The organism is Nonomuraea sp. MG754425, assembly GCF_021699195.1.
GTDB lineage: Bacteria > Actinomycetota > Actinomycetes > Streptosporangiales > Streptosporangiaceae > Nonomuraea.
Genome location: NZ_SSXE01000086.1, coordinates 20,481 through 37,852 on the forward strand (window position 1 = coordinate 20,481; position 17,372 = coordinate 37,852).

Sequence of the window (17,372 nt, forward strand, 5' to 3'; positions counted from 1 at the left end):
GATCACGGCCGTTGACGTCCCTGTTCCGGAAACTTACGCTCGCGCTAACCAAGCGAGCGCTAGGCCAAGCGCATGGGGAGGCCGTCATGATGCGGACGAGGTCGGCGGCGTTCGTGGTCGCGGTGCTGGCCGCCACCGGCTGCGCGGCACAACAGCAGGCCGGTACGGGCCAGGGCGGCGCGGCCGGCGTCACCGACACGACGATCAAGGTCGGCGGCGTGCTGACCAAGACCAGCGCCAGCGGGTACTCCACCAAGGACGCCGAGATCGGGGCCAGAGCCAGGTTCGAGCGGGCCAACGCCGAGGGCGGGGTGCACGGCAGGAAGATCGAGTTCCTCGGCGCGGAGGACGACGGCCAGGACGCCGCCAAGGGCGACGCCGCCGCCAAGAAACTCGTGCAGAAGGACCAGGCGTTCGCCCTCGTCCCCGTGCACGCGCCCAACTTCGGCGGGGCCGCGTTCCTGGAACAGCAGGGCGTGCCGTGGTTCGGCTGGGCGACCGGGCCGCAGTGGTGCGGCACCACGACGGGCTTCGGCTACAACGGCTGCCTCGCCCCCGAACCGGGCGCCGGATCGCAGACGTGGTGGGGCAGGCAGATGGCCGACCTGCTCGGCGGCGCCGAAGGCCGGAGCGTCTACGTCCAGACCTCCGACTCCAGCGGCAGCAAGTACGGCGGCACGACCATCTCGCAGTCCTTCACCGCCGCCGGGTTCGACCTGGCCGGCGTCAACTCCGGCCTGCCCGCCGCCGCTCCACCGCCCGACTGGCTGCCGTACGTGCACAAGATCATGACCTCCGACGACGGAGGCCCGCCCGACGTGGTCGTCTCGGTGATCGCCGGGACGAAGTTCAACGTCGGCCTGTACGCGGCGCTCAAACGAGCCGGCTACCGGGGCGTCCTCACGGACGCCACCAGCTACGACGCCGCCATCCTGAAGGACCGGGCCAGCGCCCAGGCCCTGGAGGGCGTGATCGCGGCCCCCATGTTCGAGCCGTTCGAGTCCAGCGCTCCCGAGATCGCCACGCTCCGGCAGGACGTCGAGAAGGCCGCCCCCGGAACCCCGCTCACCCAGCACCTGGCCATCGGCTACTGGGCCGCCGACATCTTCCTCGACCTGCTGGACAAGACCGGCAAGGAGCTGACCAGGCAGCGCTTCCTGGCCACGGCCAACGGCTCGTACCTGTACGAGAACCCCGGCTTCGGCCGGATCGAGTACCCCAAGGACCACAGCGAGCCCAACGGCTGTGGCGCGCTGGTCAAGCTGGAGGGCGGCGCCTTCCAGGTGGCCAGGAACATGAAGTGCTTCGACAACGTGCCGCTCAAATGATCCTGGACTACGTGCTCAGCGGCCTGGTCACCGGGGCCGTTTTCGCGATCATGGGCTCGGGCCTGACGCTCTCGTACGCGGCCACGGGCGTGTTCAACTTCGCCCACGGCGCCGTCGGGTTCCTCACGGCCCTGCTGTTCCACCAGCTCGGCCAGGCCGGGCTGCCCCCGTGGGCGGCGGCCCCCGTGGCGGTGCTGCTGTTCGCCCCCGCGCTCGGCTACGTCCTGCACCGGGCCATGTTCCGCGGGCTGGCCCAGGCCGGGGAGACCGCCCAGATCGTGGCCACCATCGGGCTCACGATCGCGCTGCCCGCGCTCGGCCTGCTCGTCGTGGACGTGGCCGGGCTGCCCCCGGCGGACGCCACCTCGCTGCCGCGCGGTGTCGGGCCGCACCCGGCGTACGCGTTCGACGTGCTCGGCGTGCGGCTGGACAGCGACCAGCTCATCACGTTCGGGGTCTCGGCGGTGGCGGCGGCCGGGTTGTGGGCGTTCATCCGGCACACCCCGTACGGGCTGCGCATGCGCGCCTCCGTGGACCGCCGCCGGCTGGCCACGCTCAGGGGCGTGGACGCCGACGCGACCTCGGCGCTGGCCTGGATGCTCGCCTCGGGCCTGGCGGGCCTGGCCGGGGTGCTGGCCGTGCCGGTGCTGGGCCTGGACGCGACCGCGTACACGGTGCTGCTGTTCGCCTCGGCGACGGCCGCGGTGTTCGGGCGGCTGCGCTCGATCCCCTGGACGTTCGCGGCGGGGCTCGCGCTCGGCGTCGTGCAGAACCTGGTCGCCGGCTACACCGACTTCCTCGAAGAGGTGACCGGGCTGCGCACGGCGGTGCCGGTGATCCTGCTGTTCGCCGGGCTCGTCCTGCTGAACCGGTCGCGTGAGCGGGTGGCCGGGAGCGCGGCCGAGGACGTACCGCCGCCCGACCACCTGGCCGCGCTCCCACCGTGGCGGCGCAGGCTGCCGTGGGCCGCCGGGGTGGCGGCGCTGGCGGTGTTCGCGTTCACCGGGCCCGAGTACTACGTGGGCGTCGCGGCCCAGGGCCTCGTGCTGGCGCTGATCTTCTGCTCGTTCGTGGTCGTGACCGGCATCGGCGGCATGGTGAACCTGGCCCAGGCCGCCTTCGCCGCCATGGCGGCCCTGACCTGCGGATGGGCGTTCGCCTCCGGGCTGCCGTTCTTCGGGGCGATCCTGCTGGGCGTGCTCGCCGCCGCGGCCGTCGGGATGCTGGTGGCGCTGCCCGCGCTGCGGCTGGGCGGGCGGGTGCTGACGCTGGCCACGCTCGCCCTGGCGCTGCTGGCCGACCAGGTGCTGTTCCAGGTGGACGCCTTCAGCAACGGGACGATCGGGTGGTCGCTGCCCGCGCTCGGGTTCGGCTTCGCCGACACCTCCGACCCCCGCGTGCGGGTGGCCGTGCTGCTCCTGCTGATCGGGGCGGTGGCGCTGCTCGTCAGGAACCTGGAGCGGTCGGCGTCCGGGCGGGCGATCCTGGCCGTGCGATCGGCCCCGGCGGCGGCCACGACGTCCGGGCTGTCGGCGCCGCGCACGAAGATCGTGCTGTTCGTGCTGGCGTCGGCCATCGCCGGGCTCGGCGGGGTGCTGTTCGCGATCTCCAAGGGCTCGATCACCGCCACCGACCTGCCGGCGTTCACCGGGTTCGTGTGGCTGGCCGTGGTCGTGCTCCAGGGGGTGCGGCGCGTCGGCGGGGCCGTGCTGGGCGGGCTCGTCGCGGTGGCCGTGCCCGAACTGCTCGCCACCTGGGACGTCTCCGCGCACGTGGGCGCCATCCTGTTCGGGCTCGGCGGCATGATCCTGGCCAGGCATCCCGACGGGGTGCTCACCCAGCTCGCCGGGCTGCGCCACCGCCGGGCCGGACCGCCCGCCGAGCAGCCGCCGGCCGTGCCGGCCGGGCCCGCGCTGTTCGCCCTGGAAGGCGTCGTCGCCGGGTACGAGGACCTGACCGTGCTCCGGGGCGTGAGCCTGACCGTCAACGCCGGCGAGGTCGTCGCGCTGCTCGGCGCGAACGGCGCGGGCAAGTCCACCACGTGCGCGGCGGCGGCCGGGGACCTGCCGGTGACCGGCGGCCGGATCCTGCTCGACGGCGAGGACGTCACCGCCTGGCCCGCCCACCGCAGGGCCCGCGCCGGCATCCTGCTCGCCCCCGAGGGCCGGGGCGTCTTCCCCGGCCTGACCGTGGAGGAGAACCTGCGCACCTGGCTGCCCGACCCCGCCCCGGTCTACGAGCGCCTGCCCCGCCTGGCCGAGCGCCGTACCGTGCTCGCGGGCGCGCTGTCCGGCGGCGAGCAGCAACTCCTCACGCTCGCCCCCGCTCTCGTCCGCCCGCCGCGCGTGCTGATCGCAGACGAGCCGTCGCTCGGGCTGGCCCCCATGGTGGTGCGGCAGATCTTCGACGTCTTCGCCGAACTGCGCGAGCGCGGCGTCGCGCTGCTGCTGGTCGAGGAGAAGGCCACCGAGGCGCTGGCGATCGCCGACCGGGTGGCCTTCATGCGACTCGGGACGGTCACCTGGGCCGGGCCGCGCGCCGAGGTCGACAGCGAGCGGCTGACCGCCGCCTACCTGGGGGTGCGCTGAGCATGCTGGACGTGGCGGGCGTGTCCGTGGCCTTCGGCGGCGTCCGGGCGCTGGACAAGGTGTCGTTCGAGGTCGCCGAGGGCGTCGTCTGCGGGGTGATCGGCCCGAACGGGGCCGGCAAGACCACCCTGTTCGACGTGCTGTCAGGGCTGCGCCGACCGGCCGAGGGACGGGTGCGCGTGGCCGGCCGGGACATGACGAGGCTGCCCGCGCTCAGGCGGGCCAGGGCGGGGCTGCGCCGCACGTTCCAGCGCACCCAGGTCTTCGGCCGGCTCACCGTGGCCGGCAACGTGCTGGCCGCGCTCGACTGGCACGGCGGCGGAGGCGGGCTCGCCGCCGACCTGGTCGGCTGGCCGGCCCGGCGGCGGCTGGAACGCGAGCGGCACGAGCGCGTCGCCGAGGTGCTGGAGCTGTGCGGGCTCACCGCGCTGCGCGACGCCTACGCCGCCGCGCTCCCCGTCGGACAGCGCCGCCTCGTCGAGCTGGCCAGGGCCCTGGCCGACCGGCCCCGCCTGCTGCTGCTCGACGAGCCCACCTCGGGGCTGGACGCCGGGCAGAGCGCGCGGCTGGGCGAGGTCGTCCGGGCCCTGGACACGACCGTGTTGCTGGTCGAGCACGACATGGGGTTCGTCATGGACACCTGCGACCGGATCGTGGTGCTGGACCTCGGCAAGGTGATCGCCACCGGCACGCCCGGCGAGATCCGGCAGGACCCGGTCGTCAGGGCCGCCTACCTCGGCTGAGCGTGCCGCTCGGTGAACGACAGGATGCGCCGCCAGGCGTCCTGGCAGGCCGCGGCCCACTCGGCGTAACTCCGGTCGAAGAACGAGTGCGGCGCGCCCTCGTAGACGTGCGACTCGTGCTCGGTGCCCACCCGGTCGAGGGCGGCCTCGTACGCGGCGAACTGCTCGGGCGTCGAGACGGTGTCCGCGCCCGCCCGCAGCAGGAGCAGCGGCGCGCCCGGCCCGGTGGACGGCTCCTCGACGGCCCGCAGCGCCCCGTAGAAGCCGATGCCGCCGGCCAGGCCGTTGCCCTCGGCCGCCTGCCGCCACGAATGGGCCCCGCCCATGCAGAAGCCCACCGTGAACACCGGCCCGTCCAGCTCCTTCGTGGCGGCCAGGACGTCCTGCCGGACGCCGTCGGTGGTGATCTGGCGGACGTGCGTCATGAAGTCGAAGTCGTCGCCCCGGTCGCCCAGACCGGCGGTGCGGCCGAAGTAGTCGATCGCGATCGTGCGGAACCCGGCCTCGGCGAACCGGACCGCCAGGTCCCGGTAGTAGGGGTGCAGGCCGCGCACGTCGGGCAGGATCACCATGCCGCGCCCGTTCGGCTCGGCCGGCTCGGCCCGGTAGGCGAGAAGGCGGTTGCCGTCGGCGGCGGTCAGCTCGATCTGCTCGTGAGAGGCCACCTCGCCCTGGACGGGCGGTGCGGGCGGCCTGCTGTCGGTGGAATGGCACATGTGATCAGCATGCCCGGGGCGGCCCCCGGTACGCGAAGTATCACGATCGCCGCTTTCGCGACCGGCCGCCTGGGGAGCCTGGACCGGCGGGCCCGGGGCAGACGATCGATCGCCGGACGATGGTTGTGCGCGGACGCGCGGGCCCCGACCATCGAGAGACAACCGCACCATCCTCGTGAAAGGGCAGGAATATGGCATCTCACCCCAACCTCGACCCGGAGCTGCGTGCCGGGATCGAGCAGTTCCCCGGCCCGGTCGGCGACATGTCCGCCCTGTTCGCGGACCTCGCCGGGCAGCGGGAGCAGATGAACGCGTTTCTCGCCGCCGCGCCCGATCCGGACACGCGGCTCCGGATCGGCGACCGCGTGGTCCCGGGGCCCGAGGGGGCGCCCGACCTGCGCCTGCGCGTCTACCAGCCGGAGCATCCGGGGCAGGACCGGCCGGTGCTCTACTGGATCCACGGCGGCGGCATGATCATGGGCGCGCCGAAGATCGACGACGCGGCGATGATCGACTATGTGGAGCGGCTCGGCCTGGTCGTGGTGTCCGTGGACTACCGGCTCGCGCCCGAGCACCCGCATCCCGCCCCCGTCGAGGACTGCTACGCCGGCCTGGCCTGGACCGTCAAGAACGCCGCCGAACTGGGCGTGGACCCGGGCCGGGTGGTCGTGGGCGGGGCCAGCGCGGGCGGCGGGCTGGCCGCCGCGACCGTGCTGCTGGCCAGGGACCGGGGCGGGCCCGAGGTGGCCTTCCAGCTCCTCGTCTGCCCGATGCTCGACGACCGCAACGTCACGCCGTCCAGCCACCAGTTCGCCGAGGCCGTGGTGTGGGACCGGACGGCCAACCTCTTCGGCTGGAACGCGCTGCTCGGCGGCCGGGCGGGAGCCGACGACATCTCGCCGTACGCGGCTCCGGCCCGCGCCACCGACCTGTCAGGGCTGCCGCCGGCGTTCGTGGACGTGGGGGAGCTGGAGGTGTTCAGGGACGAGTGCGCCGACTACGCGGTGCGGCTGGCGCAGGCGGGTGTCTCGACCGAGTTCCACCTGTACCCGGGGGCCTTCCACGGGTTCGACATGATGGTGCCCGGCGCGGCGCTGAGCGTCCGGGCGCGGCGGGCCCGCGAGGCGGCCCTCAGACGCGCCCTCGGGCTCTAGCCGCTACGACGGGCCGCGTCGGCGTCCGTGGCCGGTCTGGCCACGGGCGAACGCGTGCGGCGTTCGGATGGTCCCGCCACGGACGGGCGGGCGCGTCCGGGTCGGTCCGGTCGCGGGCGGGCGCGTTCGGGCTGGTCCGGTCGCGGGCGTGGGCGGTGTCCGTGGCCGGTCTGGTCACCCAACCAAGCGTGCGCTAGGTTTGGTGATGTGGATCTCGACTTCTCGCCCGCCGAGCGGGCCTTTCGCGCCGAGGTTCGCGACTGGCTGGGCGGGCACGCGCCCCCGCCGCTCCCGTCCATGGACACCCCCGAGGGCTTCGCCGCGCACCGCGCCTGGGAGGCCGACCTCGCCGCCGCCCGGCTGTCCGTCGTCTCCTGGCCACGGGAGTACGGCGGGCGCGCCGCCTCCCTCATCGACTGGCTGATCTTCGAGGAGGAGTACTGGGCCGCCGGCTGCCCCGCCCGCCTCACCCAGAACGGCATCTTCCTGCTGGGCCCCTCCCTCATGCGGTACGGCACCCCCGAGCAGCGCGCCCACTGGCTGCCCAGGATGGCCACCGGCGCGGACGTGTGGGCGCAGGCGTGGTCGGAGCCCGAGGCGGGCAGCGACCTGGCCGCCCTGACCTCCCGCGCCGAACCCTGCCCCGGCGGCTGGCTGCTGCACGGGCACAAGACGTGGAGCTCGCGGGCCGCCTTCGCCACCCACGGCTTCGGCCTCTTCCGCACCTCGGGGGCCAGGCACAAGGGGCTGACGTACTTCATGTTCCCCATGACCGACGTCGCCGTACGGCCGATCGCGCAGCTCGACGGGCTGCCCGGCTTCGCCGAACTGCGCTTCGACGGCGTGTTCACCCCCGAGCCGATGGTGCTCGGGCAGGTCGGCGAGGGCTGGCGGATCGCGATGGCCACCACCTCGTCCGAACGCGGCCTGACCCTGCGCAGCCCCGGCCGGTTCCTGGCCACCGCGCACCGGCTCGTCGCGCTGGCCGCCGACGCCGATCCGGTGCTCGCCGACCGGGCCGTCCGGTGCCTGGTGGAGGCGGAGGCGTACCGGCTGCACACGTTCGGGACGGCCCGGCGGCTCATGGCGGGGGAGGAACTCGGGCCGGCCGCCAGCATGGGGAAGATCTTCTGGTCGGAGCTGGACCTGCGCATGCACGCACTGGCCCTGGACCTGCTGGGCGACCGGGCCGAGGACTGGCTGGACGGCTTCCTGTTCTCGCTGGCCGGGCCCATCTACGCGGGGACGAACGAGATCCAGCGCAACATCGTCGCCGAACGGGTGCTGGGGCTGCCGCGATGAACTTCGGCCTCAGCGACGACCAGCGCGCCCTGGCCGAGACCGTCCGGGACGTGCTGCACGCGCACTGCCCGCCCGCCGCGCTGCGGACCGAGCGCCGTCCGGGCTGGAAACGGCTCGCCGAGCTGGGCTTCTTCGGGCTGCTGCAGCCCGCCGAGGCCGGCGGGCTGGGGCTCGACCTGGTGGACGTGCTGCCCGCGCTGGAGGAGACCGGGCGCGCCTGCCTGCCGGGGCCGGTCGTGGAGACCGCCGTGCTCGCGCCGTTCCTGCTCGCCGGGACGCCCGAGCTGGCCTCCGGGGCGGTGAGCGTCGGGGTGCTGCCGCCGGGGCAGGCGTACCTGGCCGACGCCGACCTGGCCGACCTGCTCGTGGTGGTGCGCGACGGCCAGGCCCGGCTGGCGCCGCGCGCGCGGGCGCTCCTCACGCCCCGGCGCGGCGTGGACCCGTGCCGGCCGCTGTTCGAGGTGCGCCTGTCCGGGGCGGAGGCCCTGTCAGGACCCGTCGGCCCGGCGCTGGAGCGCGCCACGGTGGCGACCGCCGCGCAGCTCATCGGGGTCGCCAGGGAACTGCTGTCGGTGACCGTCGGCTACGCGCGGGCCCGCACGCAGTTCGGCGCGCCGATCGGGTCCTTCCAGGCGGTCAAGCACCACCTCGCCGACGTGGCCGTGGCCGTGGAGTTCGCGGCCCCGCTGGTGTACCGGGCGGCGCTGACGGCCGGCTCCGACGACGCGGAGCGGGACACGAGCGCCGCCAAGGCCGCCGCCGGCGACGCCGCCACGCTGGCCGCCAGGGTCGCGCTCCAGGTGCACGGCGCGATCGGCTACACCGAGGAACTGGACCTGCGCTTCTGGCTCGCCCGCGCCTGGTCCTTGTCGGCCGCCTACGGCACCACGGCCGCCCACCGCGAACGGCTGCGCGCCGCGATCGTACGGAGGAGCCCGTGAAGTTCGGCGTCCCGCTCGGCCTGCTGCACCCCGACGCCTGGAAGGACGTGGCGGTGGCGGCCGACGAGCTGGGGTTCGAGTCGGTGTGGCTGCCCGAGCACCTCGTCTTCGCCACCGACCTGTCCACGGCCGTCTACCCGGGCACGTCCGACCCGGGGATCAAGCCGGGGACGCCGCTGTTCGACGCGCCCGCGTACCTGTGCTGGCTGGCCGCGCTCACCAGCCGGGTACGGCTCGGCACGGCGGTCCAGCTCCTCGCCCTGCGGCATCCGTTCGTGTCGGCCCGCGCGTTCGCCACGCTGGACGTGGTCTCGTCCGGGAGGGCCGTCTGCGGCGTCGGGGCGGGCTGGTACCGGGGGGAGTGGGAGGCGGCCGGGGTGCCGTTCGCCACCAGGGGAGCGCGGCTGGACGAGGCGATCGAGGTGGTCAGGCGGCTCTGGAGCGAGCCCGTGGTCGCCCATTCCGGACGCTTCTACACCTTTCCCGAGGTCGCCTTCGAGCCCAAGCCGGTGCAGCGGCGGCTGCCGGTGCTCGCGGGCGGCGAGTCGGCCGCCGCCCTGCGCCGGGCGGCGACGCTGTGCGACGGCTGGATCAGCATGCCGCACACGATCGAGTCGATCCGGCCACGGCTCGCGGAGCTCGCGCGGATCAGGGCCGGGGTGCCGGTCACGGCGCACGCGTACGCGCTGGGCTCGCCCGGCGAGGTGGCGGACTGGGCGGCGCTCGGCGTGGAGCGGCTGATCGTCCGCCCCTGGACGCGCGGCCGCGACGCGGTCTCCCGCCTCGCCGCCTTCGCCACCGACTACGACCTCCAGCCCTGACCCGCGCCGGACGGCCGGTCGCGGCCGGGCGTGGGGGGTGGTCAGGCGCGGTGGCGGCCTCCGGTGACCAGGTGGTGCGTGTCGTCCGTGTGCGGTCTGCGGTGGCGGCGGCCTCTCGGCGGCAGGACCGGCGAGAACGCGGAGTGCTCGTCGGCGAGCACCCGCCTGCGCCGCCCCCGGTAGTCGGCGACGGCGGGGGAGGCGAGGACGTCGCCGCGCCGGCCGCGCGGCGGCATGAAGGCGTCGAACGTGCTGCTCGCCCCCGGGATGACGATGCGCTCGAACGGCCCGGTGTCCACCACGCGCCGCAGCGGACCCGTGTCGAGGACGACCTCCAGCGGGCCCGTCTCGTCGTCGATCGTGATGCGTTCGAGCGGCGCGGTCTGGTCGGTGAACGCGAAGCGGCTCGGATCGAAGTCGGGCTCGAAGGGCTCGCTGTCGAAGGCGGGCGTGAACGGGGTCGCGCCGGTGGCGTGCCGGCGGCGGTGACCGGTGGAGTGGCGGCCCCTGCCGTGCGGGGCGTCGGTGGTGAGGTCGAACGGCCTGGTCTCCAGCGGCAGCTTCCGGTGCCGGGCCCCGCCGGAGCCGGCCGCGCGCCGGGTCGCGGCGTGCCGGTCCTGGCCGGTGGTGGAGAGGGCGCGCAGCGCGGCCGACGTGGCGAGCCGCTCGGCGCTCTCCTGGAGCTCCACCACGTCGGGCAACTTGGTCGTGTCCAGCGGGCGGCGGCGCTCCCCAGCGGCCGGGACGCCGCCGAAGGCCGGAAAGACGGCCGGACCGACGACCGGGGCGACATCGGGGACGACGACCGGGCTCACGGCCGGCTTCATGACTGGGCTTGCGGCCGGACTCATGACCGGGCTCACGGCCGGGCTGACGGCCGGGCTGACGACCGGGGCGGCACCACGGCGGCGACGGCGGCGGCCCTTGGCGCGGGACGGGCGCACCGGCTTCCCGGCGACGGCGGCGACGGCGACCGGGCTCAGACGGAGCCGGCGGGTCTTGGCCACGGCCAGCAGCGCGAGCGCGGCGACCAGCGCCGAGCCGATCAGCGTCGGCGACTCGATGACGGGCAGCGGCCCGGTGACCGAGGTGTCGGTGTGGGAGGGGAGCGGCTCGGCGGTGGCGGTCTCGGTGTCCGCCGTCGCGGGCTTGGCGTGCTTGCCCTTCTTGACCGCGCCCGGCGAGGGGGCGGCGGAGCTCTGCGGGCTCTGCCGGGTGACGCCCGGCTGCTTGGTGGACGCACCCGTGGACGCCCCCGTGGACGGCGCTGCGGACGGCGCTGTGAACGCCGCCGTGCCCGGCTTCGCCTCGGCCGAGCCGGAGGTCTCGATCCGCTGCCCGTCCTGGGTGCGGCCCTGGGCCTCTTCCGGGGTCTGGCCGTCGGTCAGCCCCTTGCCCTGGGTCTGCTTCCCGGTGGGGTCCTGGGACTGGATCCGGCCCGTGGCGAGGGGCGTCCGGCCGGACAACTCCACCTCCCCCTGGGGGATCATCGAGCTGAGCGACTCCCCGGGGAGCTGGAGCGTGCCAACATCGCCCTCGATCTGCTCCTTGGCCTGTTCCTTCGCCTTCTTCTTGGCCTCCGCGCGGTCCAGTCGCGCCTTGACGCGCTCGGGGTAGCCGTACCCGACCACCTTGCTCGTGTCACGTTCCTTGCGCTTGGCGACGCCTCCGTCGATGTTGCCCTCGATCGTGTGGATCCTGCCGCCCTCGACCCTCGTCACGATGCCGACATGGTCGATGTTGTCGATCCGGTGGGAGCCGCTCCAGTCGTAGAAGACGAGCGCGCCCACCTTGGGCGTCTTCCCCCACGCGCCCTGCTCCTTGAACCACTTCGCGTGCTCCACCGTCCAGGCGAACTGCCCGATCCACTCCTCGTAGCCGAGCTTGTGCGCGGCCCATGAGAGGTACATGTCGCACCACGGCGCGGCGCTGTAGTCGGCGTCGAACTCGACGTTCTTGCCGTACCAGTTGCCGAACTTGGTGTACGACCCGGACCTCTCCGAGTAGCCGAGTTGGCTCTCGAGCAGTTCGATGTACTTCTGGATCTCTGGCGTCATGGAAGTGTGGGGGAGCCTTCCGGGGAAGTCCGGATTTATCCATGCAGCACCGGGTAAGGCGGGATACCAGGGACTGGTGTGACAAAACCGGAGACCTGTCGTCTTCCGTGATGAGTGAGGTTACCAAGTCGTAACCCCAGGTCGGACACGCCCCCGGGGGCGACGACGCCGCTCCCCGGTTGGAAACCGCAGGTCAGTGATGTTGCCAGAAATGTCCGAGCCTAGGTGGTTTAACCCTAAAAGATCTACCTTGGGGTAAGATCTCAGTACCCTCCGCCCGTGAACGGCCCCAGTCTCAGTACCCCGCGCCCGTCAGCAGCCCTCCGTCCACGGTGAACTCGCTGCCCGTGCAGTAGCTGGCCCGGTCCGAGGCCAGGAAGGCCACCACGTGCGAGACCTCCACGGGTTTGGCGAAGCGCTTGATCACCATGGACTTCACGAACGCGTCGGCGTCGACCTCCTTCACGATGTCCGGGTCGGTGACCATGGAGGTGTTGATCGCTCCGGGGTGCACCGAGTTCACCCGGATCCGGAACCTGGCCAGCTCCCGCGCCGCCGACTTCGTGACACCCCGCACCCCGAACTTCGAGGCCGCGTACGCCGACATCCCCTCGGCGCCGATGTAGCCCTCGATGGAGGAGATGTTCACGATCGAGCCGCGCCCGGCCTGCTTCATGGGGCCGATGACCGACTTGACGCCCAGCCAGGTGCCCTTGAGGTTCACGCCGATCACGTGATCGAACTCGTCGGGCGACATTTCCGCGATGCGGCGAAATTTCAGGATCCCGGCGTTGTTGACGAGGACGTCGAGCTTGCCGTACGTCTCGACGGCCGTCCCCACGGCCCGCGCCCACTCCTCGGGGCTCGTCACGTCGTGCCGCACGTACGCGGCCCCGGTCTCCTCAGCCAGCGCCTTGCCCTCCTCGTCCAGGACGTCCCCGAACACCACCTGGGCGCCCTCCTCCAGGAACAGCCGCACGTGCGCCGCCCCCATGCCCCGCGCGCCGCCGGTGATCAGCGCCACCTTGCCGTCAAGCAACCCCATGACGTCCTCCTGCCGCGACGGCCACGGCGGCCGCCTCCATGGTGCGGTAGACGGGGATGCCCGCCGCCGCCGCGATCCGCGCCACCTCGTCCTCGACGCCCTCGGGGGCGCACTCGCCGTTCCTGGTGACGAGGCTGATCCGGACGCCCGGGTGCGCGGCCTGGGCCCCGGCCAGCGCGCGTGTGCAGGCGTAGAGAGGCTCGGGCGCGGACCCGTACGTGAAGAACGACTGCACGTTCACGTGCGCCACCACGTCCCGGTACGGCCCCGCCAGCGCGTCGATCACCTCGGCCACCAGCGCGGCCCGGCCCAGCGGCCCCACGGGCACCTCGAGCGGGTTGCCCGTGGCCACGACCCCGAGCCCGCGCAGCGCGTCCAGCCGTTCGGCGGGCAGCGGATCGAGCCGCACCCCCGCCCGGTCGAACGCGTCCGCCGCCAGCACGCCCGCGCCCCCGCTCGGGCCCACCACCAGCACCTGATCCCCGGACGTGAGCCGCGCCCCGTGCGCCTGGAAGTAGGCCAGCACCCCGATCAGGTCGTCCTGCCCGGTCACCAGCGCCGCGCCGCTCTGCTCGGCCACCGCCTCCCAGACGCGCCGGTCGCTCACCAGGCCGCCCGTGTGCGAGGACGCCGCCCGCCGCCCCTGCCCGCTGCGCCCGCCGACCAGCAGCACCACGGGCTTGCCCGCGTCCCGCAGGACGGCGTGCAGGGCGGCGGGCAGGTCGCGCCCGTCGCGCGGGTCCTCCAGGTACAGCCCGACCGCCCGGGTGGCCTCGTCGCGGGCCAGCCAGCGCAGCAGTTCGGCGGGGGTGACGTCGGCCGCGTTCCCGAGGGTGACCACCCTGCTGAACGCCAGCCCCCGCCGCTCCCCGACCTTGATCACCTCGCCCGCCAGGCCGCCGCTCTGCGAGATCAGCGCGATCGTCCCGGGCGGGCCCAGCCCGCCGCCGACGAACGTCTGACGCCCCTGCGGGCAGTACACGCCCATGCAGTTGGGCCCGAGCAGCCGCGTCCCGGCCGCGCGCGCCGCGGCGACCAGTTCCTCCTCCAGGTCCGGCCGTCCCGCCTCGCCGAACCCGCCGCTCATCACCTGGACGAACGGCACCCCGCCGGCCTCCCGCAGCACCTCGGCGCAGCGCTCGGCGGGCACCGCGACCAGCGCGTAGTCGACGTCCACGCCCGGGTGCGCGAGCGAGGGCACGGCGGGCACCCCGGCCACCTCCGCCGCCGTGGGATGCACGGCCACCAGCGGCACGCCCGCGTCGCGGTAGAAGCCGAGGAACATGTTCCCGAAGTTGGGCCGGGACGTGGACGCCCCGACGACCGCCACGGCCCTGGGCTCGAACAGCGGCAGGAAACCGGTCTCGCGGGACGGCCCGGCTGCGGGGGCGGGCGCGGAACCGGCGGGCAGGTGCCGCGCGTCCACCGCGATCACACCGGACGGTCCGGCGATGACCGGGTTCAGCTCGAACTCGCCCAGCTCCAGCCGCTCCCACAACCCGCCGGGCCCGCCCACCGCCATCAGCAACTTGACCACCGCGTCCACGTCCACCGGGGGGCCGCCGCGCCAGCCGTCCAGCAGCGCGGCCCCGCGCAGGGACGCCAGCATGCGCCGCGCGTCCGGCTCCGCGACCGGGCAGAGCCGCAGCGCCGTGTCGCGCAGCGCCTCCGTCCACACCCCGCCCAGCCCGGTGAGCAGCACCGGCCCGAACGCCGGGTCCCGTACCAGCCCCACGATCAGCTCGACCCCCGGCGCGGCCTGCTCCTCGACCAGGAACCCGGCGGGCTCCAGCCGCTCCCGCATCCCGGCCGCCACCGGGCCCAGCTCCTCGTACGCCAGCCCGAGCGCCACCGCCCCGGCCTCCGACTTGTGCGTCAGCCCCGGCCCGAACGCCTTCAGCACCAGCGGCCCGGCCAGCTCCCGCGCGGCCAGGAAGTCGTCGCCGCGCACCACGACCCCGCGCGGCACCGGCACCCCGGCCTCCGCGAGCAGCGCCTTGACCTCGTGCTCGTACGGGTGCTCGGTCATCACAGCAGCTCGCGGATCTTCCCGCGCAGCAGCTTGCCCGGCCCGCCGGAGGCGTCCTGGGAGTGCGGCAGCGCGCCGGTCACCACGATGTGGTCGGGACGCTGGTGCGCGGGCAGGCGGTCGGCCAGGGCCGGACCGAGCTTGACCGGGTCCAGCGTGTGCCCGGCGCGCGGCACCACGGCCAGCAGCACCCGCTGCTCCGCCGCCCCCTCGGGCACCCCGATCGCGCCCGCCTCGGCCACGCCGTCCAGCGCCGAGGCCGCCTCCTCGATCACGGACGGCTGGGTCCAGATCCCGCCCTTGAGTATCGAGTCCTCGCGCCGTCCCAGCACCCTGAGGACGCCGTCGGCGGAGAGCGTCCCGAGGTCGCCGCCCACGTACCACTCGCCGCGCAGCACCTCGGCGGTCTTCTCCGGCAACCCGTCGTAGCCGGTCATCCGGTGCGGCCCGGCCAGGTTGATCTCGCCGACCGCGCCGATCACCGGGCGGCCCCGCGGGTCGGTGACGCGTACCGCGTTGCCCGTACGGGCCCGCCCCGAGGAGCCGAGCGGGACGGAACCGTCGTCCACCCGTCCCATGCACGTGTACGGGGCCTCGGTCTGCCCGTAGTAGGAGAACACGCCCGCCTGCGGCAGCCTGGCCTTGATCCGGTCCAGCATGGTCGCGGTCAGCGGCTCCCCGCCCAGGATGACCACCTGGACGGACGACAGGTCCACCCCTTCGTGCTCCGGCGCGGCCAGCAGCGCCGCGTAGAACGAGGGGATCTGCGAGACGTGCGTGACCCGTTCGCGGGGGACGACCCGCAGGAAGTTCGCCGGCCCCCAGTCCTGCTCCAGCACCAGCCGCATCCCCGCGTAGAGCGCGGGCCCGACGATCGCGGGGAAGCCGATGCCCCAGATGATCGCGCCCGTGCCGAACACCGACTCGGGGCCGCGCGGCACGTCCAGCCAGATCTGGGCCGTGGCCAGCGACGACGTGTGCGTGTGCACCACGGCCTTGGGCAGTCCCGTGGTGCCGGAGGTGAAGTAGAGGGCCAGCGGGTCGTCGTGGAAGGCGCCGAGCGGCGGCTCCGAGTCGTCCGGTGACTCCTTCGCCTCGCCCGCGTGGATCCAGGTGGTCACCTCCGGCAGCGACGGCCTGATCCGCTCGACCACCGCCTCCACCGTCGCGTCGTACACGAAGGCCGTGCACCCCGACGCCGCCACCACGTCGCGCAGCGTCTCCACCGGCCAGTACGGGTTCAGCGCCGCCGTCACCGCCCCGATCTTGGCCTGCGCGAGGTACACCTCGGCCACCCGCAGCGTCTCGTTCAGCAGCGCCGCCACCCGCCGGCCCGGCGTGATCCCGGCGGCGAGCAGGGCGTGGGCGCGGCGGTTGACCTTCCTGTTGAGCTCGTCGTAGGTGAAGCTCTGCTCGCCGCAGTAGGTCAGGGCCACCCGGCCGGGCGTGCGCAGTGCCCCGGCGGTCAGGATCGCGTGGCCGTAGTTGCCGTAGGGGGAACGTGCCATGAGAGCTCCCAGGTGAGCGAACCGGGCGGGTCAGAGGGGTGAGTAGAGCACGAAGACGTTGCCCGAGGGGTCGCGCAGCACGGCCCGCGTCTCGTGCGGGCCCGCCTCGGGCTCCCGCACCACCTCGGCCCCGCGCGCCGTCATCTCCCGCACGGTCGTGAGCACGTCGTCCACCTTGTACGACGGCGCGGCCGACGCGGTGACGTGCTCGGCCGGTCCCGCCAGCGCCACGGTGACCCCGCCCCCGTCGAGCGCGGCGAACCGGTCGCCGTCGCGGAACTTCACCGGCAGCCCGTAGAAGGCGATCGCCTCGTCCAGGTCGGCGACGGGGATCAGGACGTTGCCCAGCTTCACACGGGCCTCCAATGGGGCAGGTCGTCTCGGAACGTCACGCGTACCGGCAGGCCGACGCGCACCTGCTCGGGCGGGCAGCCCACCACGTGCCCGAAGGCCCGCACGCCTTCCGGCAGGTCCACCCAGGCCATCACGTACGGCTCGCGGCCCCGGTAGCCGGGGGCGAAGGAGCGGTGCACGATCGTGAACGTGTGGATCACGCCGTCGCCCGTGGCCGGGTCGAACGTCAGGTCCCGGCCGCCGCACCACGGGCAGGCGGGCTCGGGGAGGTGGATGCGGCGGTCGCAGGCCGTACAGCGCTGGATGACCAGCTCGCCGTCCGCGCGGGCGGCCCGGTGGGGGGAGGTGTCACCGCTCATCGTTTGCCAAGCTAGCGCACGCTTGGTTGCCTCACAAGGCCCACCGTCCCGGCCGTCACCCTGGCACGGCCGGCGAGGCGGACACGGGCAGGAGCGCCGACGGCTCCTCCGGCAGGAGCGGCGGCGCGCCGGTCGCACCGTCGGGCAACGGGCCGGACTCCGACGAGAGGGCCCCTGGCAGGTCGGAGGCCCGGACCGCCGGCGGGCCGGTGGCCGACGAGCGGACCCCCGGCGGTTCGGAGGCCGCCGGTCGCGACGCGGGAGCGCCGGTGGGCGTCGGACTCCCGCTCCCCGGGGCCGACGGGGACGCGGACGACGGGGAGGGGGAACCGGACGCGGGAGGCTCCGGGCAGGCGGGGCCGTCCACCGCGACCTCGCTCACCTGCGGCCCGTTCCCCGCCGCCGGCTCCGTCATCACCAGCACCCC

Annotated in this window: 14 protein-coding genes and 1 pseudogene; 8 read left to right on the plus strand and 7 right to left on the minus strand. The window is 74.2% G+C overall.

Annotated features, from left to right (window positions below):
- Positions 1 to 86: 86 nt before the first annotated feature.
- The 3 genes from FAF44_RS27620 to FAF44_RS27630 are packed head-to-tail and all read left to right on the plus strand — an operon-like array spanning position 87 to position 4,659.
- Positions 87 to 1,328: an ABC transporter substrate-binding protein gene (locus FAF44_RS27620; protein ID WP_237106191.1), complete on the plus strand. Its 1,242-nt coding sequence runs from the start codon at positions 87 to 89 to the stop codon at positions 1,326 to 1,328.
- The gene (locus tag FAF44_RS27625; protein WP_237106192.1) at positions 1,325 to 3,916 is read left to right on the plus strand and encodes an ATP-binding cassette domain-containing protein; all 2,592 of its coding nucleotides are present in this window, start codon (positions 1,325 to 1,327) and stop codon (positions 3,914 to 3,916) included. The genes FAF44_RS27620 and FAF44_RS27625 overlap by 4 nt, the downstream gene beginning before the upstream one ends.
- Before the next feature lie 2 nt (positions 3,917 to 3,918).
- Positions 3,919 to 4,659 carry an ABC transporter ATP-binding protein gene (locus FAF44_RS27630; RefSeq protein ID WP_237106193.1) on the plus strand — a complete coding sequence of 247 codons (741 nt, stop codon included), beginning with the start codon at positions 3,919 to 3,921 and terminating at the stop codon, positions 4,657 to 4,659.
- Here FAF44_RS27630 and FAF44_RS27635 read toward each other — a convergent pair.
- Positions 4,647 to 5,375: a dienelactone hydrolase family protein gene (locus FAF44_RS27635; RefSeq protein WP_237106194.1), complete on the minus strand. Its 729-nt coding sequence runs from the start codon at positions 5,373 to 5,375 to the stop codon at positions 4,647 to 4,649. The genes FAF44_RS27630 and FAF44_RS27635 overlap by 13 nt on opposite strands.
- Positions 5,376 to 5,566: 191 nt before the next feature.
- Here FAF44_RS27635 and FAF44_RS27640 point away from each other — a divergent pair, with 191 nt between their 5' ends.
- The 4 genes from FAF44_RS27640 to FAF44_RS27655 all read left to right on the plus strand — a co-directional run bounded on the left by FAF44_RS27640 (position 5,567) and on the right by FAF44_RS27655 (position 9,593).
- Positions 5,567 to 6,529, plus strand: coding sequence for an alpha/beta hydrolase (locus tag FAF44_RS27640; RefSeq protein ID WP_237106195.1), 963 nt, complete (start codon positions 5,567 to 5,569; stop codon positions 6,527 to 6,529).
- Between the two features lie 207 nt (positions 6,530 to 6,736).
- Entirely contained in the window at positions 6,737 to 7,831 is a 1,095-nt protein-coding gene (locus FAF44_RS27645; RefSeq protein ID WP_237106196.1) for an acyl-CoA dehydrogenase family protein, read from the plus strand.
- Positions 7,828 to 8,772, plus strand: coding sequence for an acyl-CoA dehydrogenase family protein (locus FAF44_RS27650; protein WP_237106197.1), 945 nt, complete (start codon positions 7,828 to 7,830; stop codon positions 8,770 to 8,772). The genes FAF44_RS27645 and FAF44_RS27650 overlap by 4 nt, the downstream gene beginning before the upstream one ends.
- Positions 8,769 to 9,593, plus strand: coding sequence for a TIGR03619 family F420-dependent LLM class oxidoreductase (locus FAF44_RS27655; RefSeq protein ID WP_237106198.1), 825 nt, complete (start codon positions 8,769 to 8,771; stop codon positions 9,591 to 9,593). The genes FAF44_RS27650 and FAF44_RS27655 overlap by 4 nt, the downstream gene beginning before the upstream one ends.
- Before the next feature lie 41 nt (positions 9,594 to 9,634).
- Here FAF44_RS27655 and FAF44_RS27660 read toward each other — a convergent pair whose 3' ends face one another.
- From FAF44_RS27660 to FAF44_RS27685, 6 genes are all read right to left on the minus strand, one after another.
- Entirely contained in the window at positions 9,635 to 11,650 is a 2,016-nt protein-coding gene (locus tag FAF44_RS27660; RefSeq protein WP_237106199.1) for a CHAP domain-containing protein, read from the minus strand.
- A gap of 295 nt (positions 11,651 to 11,945) precedes the next feature.
- Positions 11,946 to 12,695, minus strand: a complete 750-nt coding sequence (locus FAF44_RS27665) for a glucose 1-dehydrogenase (protein ID WP_237106200.1) — start codon at positions 12,693 to 12,695, stop codon at positions 11,946 to 11,948.
- The gene (locus tag FAF44_RS27670; RefSeq protein WP_237106201.1) at positions 12,682 to 14,724 is read right to left on the minus strand and encodes an acetate--CoA ligase family protein; all 2,043 of its coding nucleotides are present in this window, start codon (positions 14,722 to 14,724) and stop codon (positions 12,682 to 12,684) included. The genes FAF44_RS27665 and FAF44_RS27670 overlap by 14 nt, the downstream gene beginning before the upstream one ends.
- Positions 14,724 to 16,232, minus strand: a complete 1,509-nt coding sequence (locus tag FAF44_RS27675) for a class I adenylate-forming enzyme family protein (protein WP_237106202.1) — start codon at positions 16,230 to 16,232, stop codon at positions 14,724 to 14,726. The genes FAF44_RS27670 and FAF44_RS27675 overlap by 1 nt, the downstream gene beginning before the upstream one ends.
- 30 nt (positions 16,233 to 16,262) lie before the next feature.
- Positions 16,263 to 16,586 (minus strand): VOC family protein, encoded by a 324-nt coding sequence (locus tag FAF44_RS27680; RefSeq protein WP_308193388.1) that lies wholly within the window; start codon positions 16,584 to 16,586, stop codon positions 16,263 to 16,265.
- Positions 16,583 to 16,945 (minus strand): Zn-ribbon domain-containing OB-fold protein, encoded by a 363-nt coding sequence (locus tag FAF44_RS27685; RefSeq protein ID WP_237106204.1) that lies wholly within the window; start codon positions 16,943 to 16,945, stop codon positions 16,583 to 16,585. The genes FAF44_RS27680 and FAF44_RS27685 overlap by 4 nt, the downstream gene beginning before the upstream one ends.
- Before the next feature lie 26 nt (positions 16,946 to 16,971).
- Here FAF44_RS27685 and FAF44_RS27690 point away from each other — a divergent pair.
- Positions 16,972 to 17,372, plus strand: a pseudogene (locus tag FAF44_RS27690) (hypothetical protein); the annotation flags it as partial.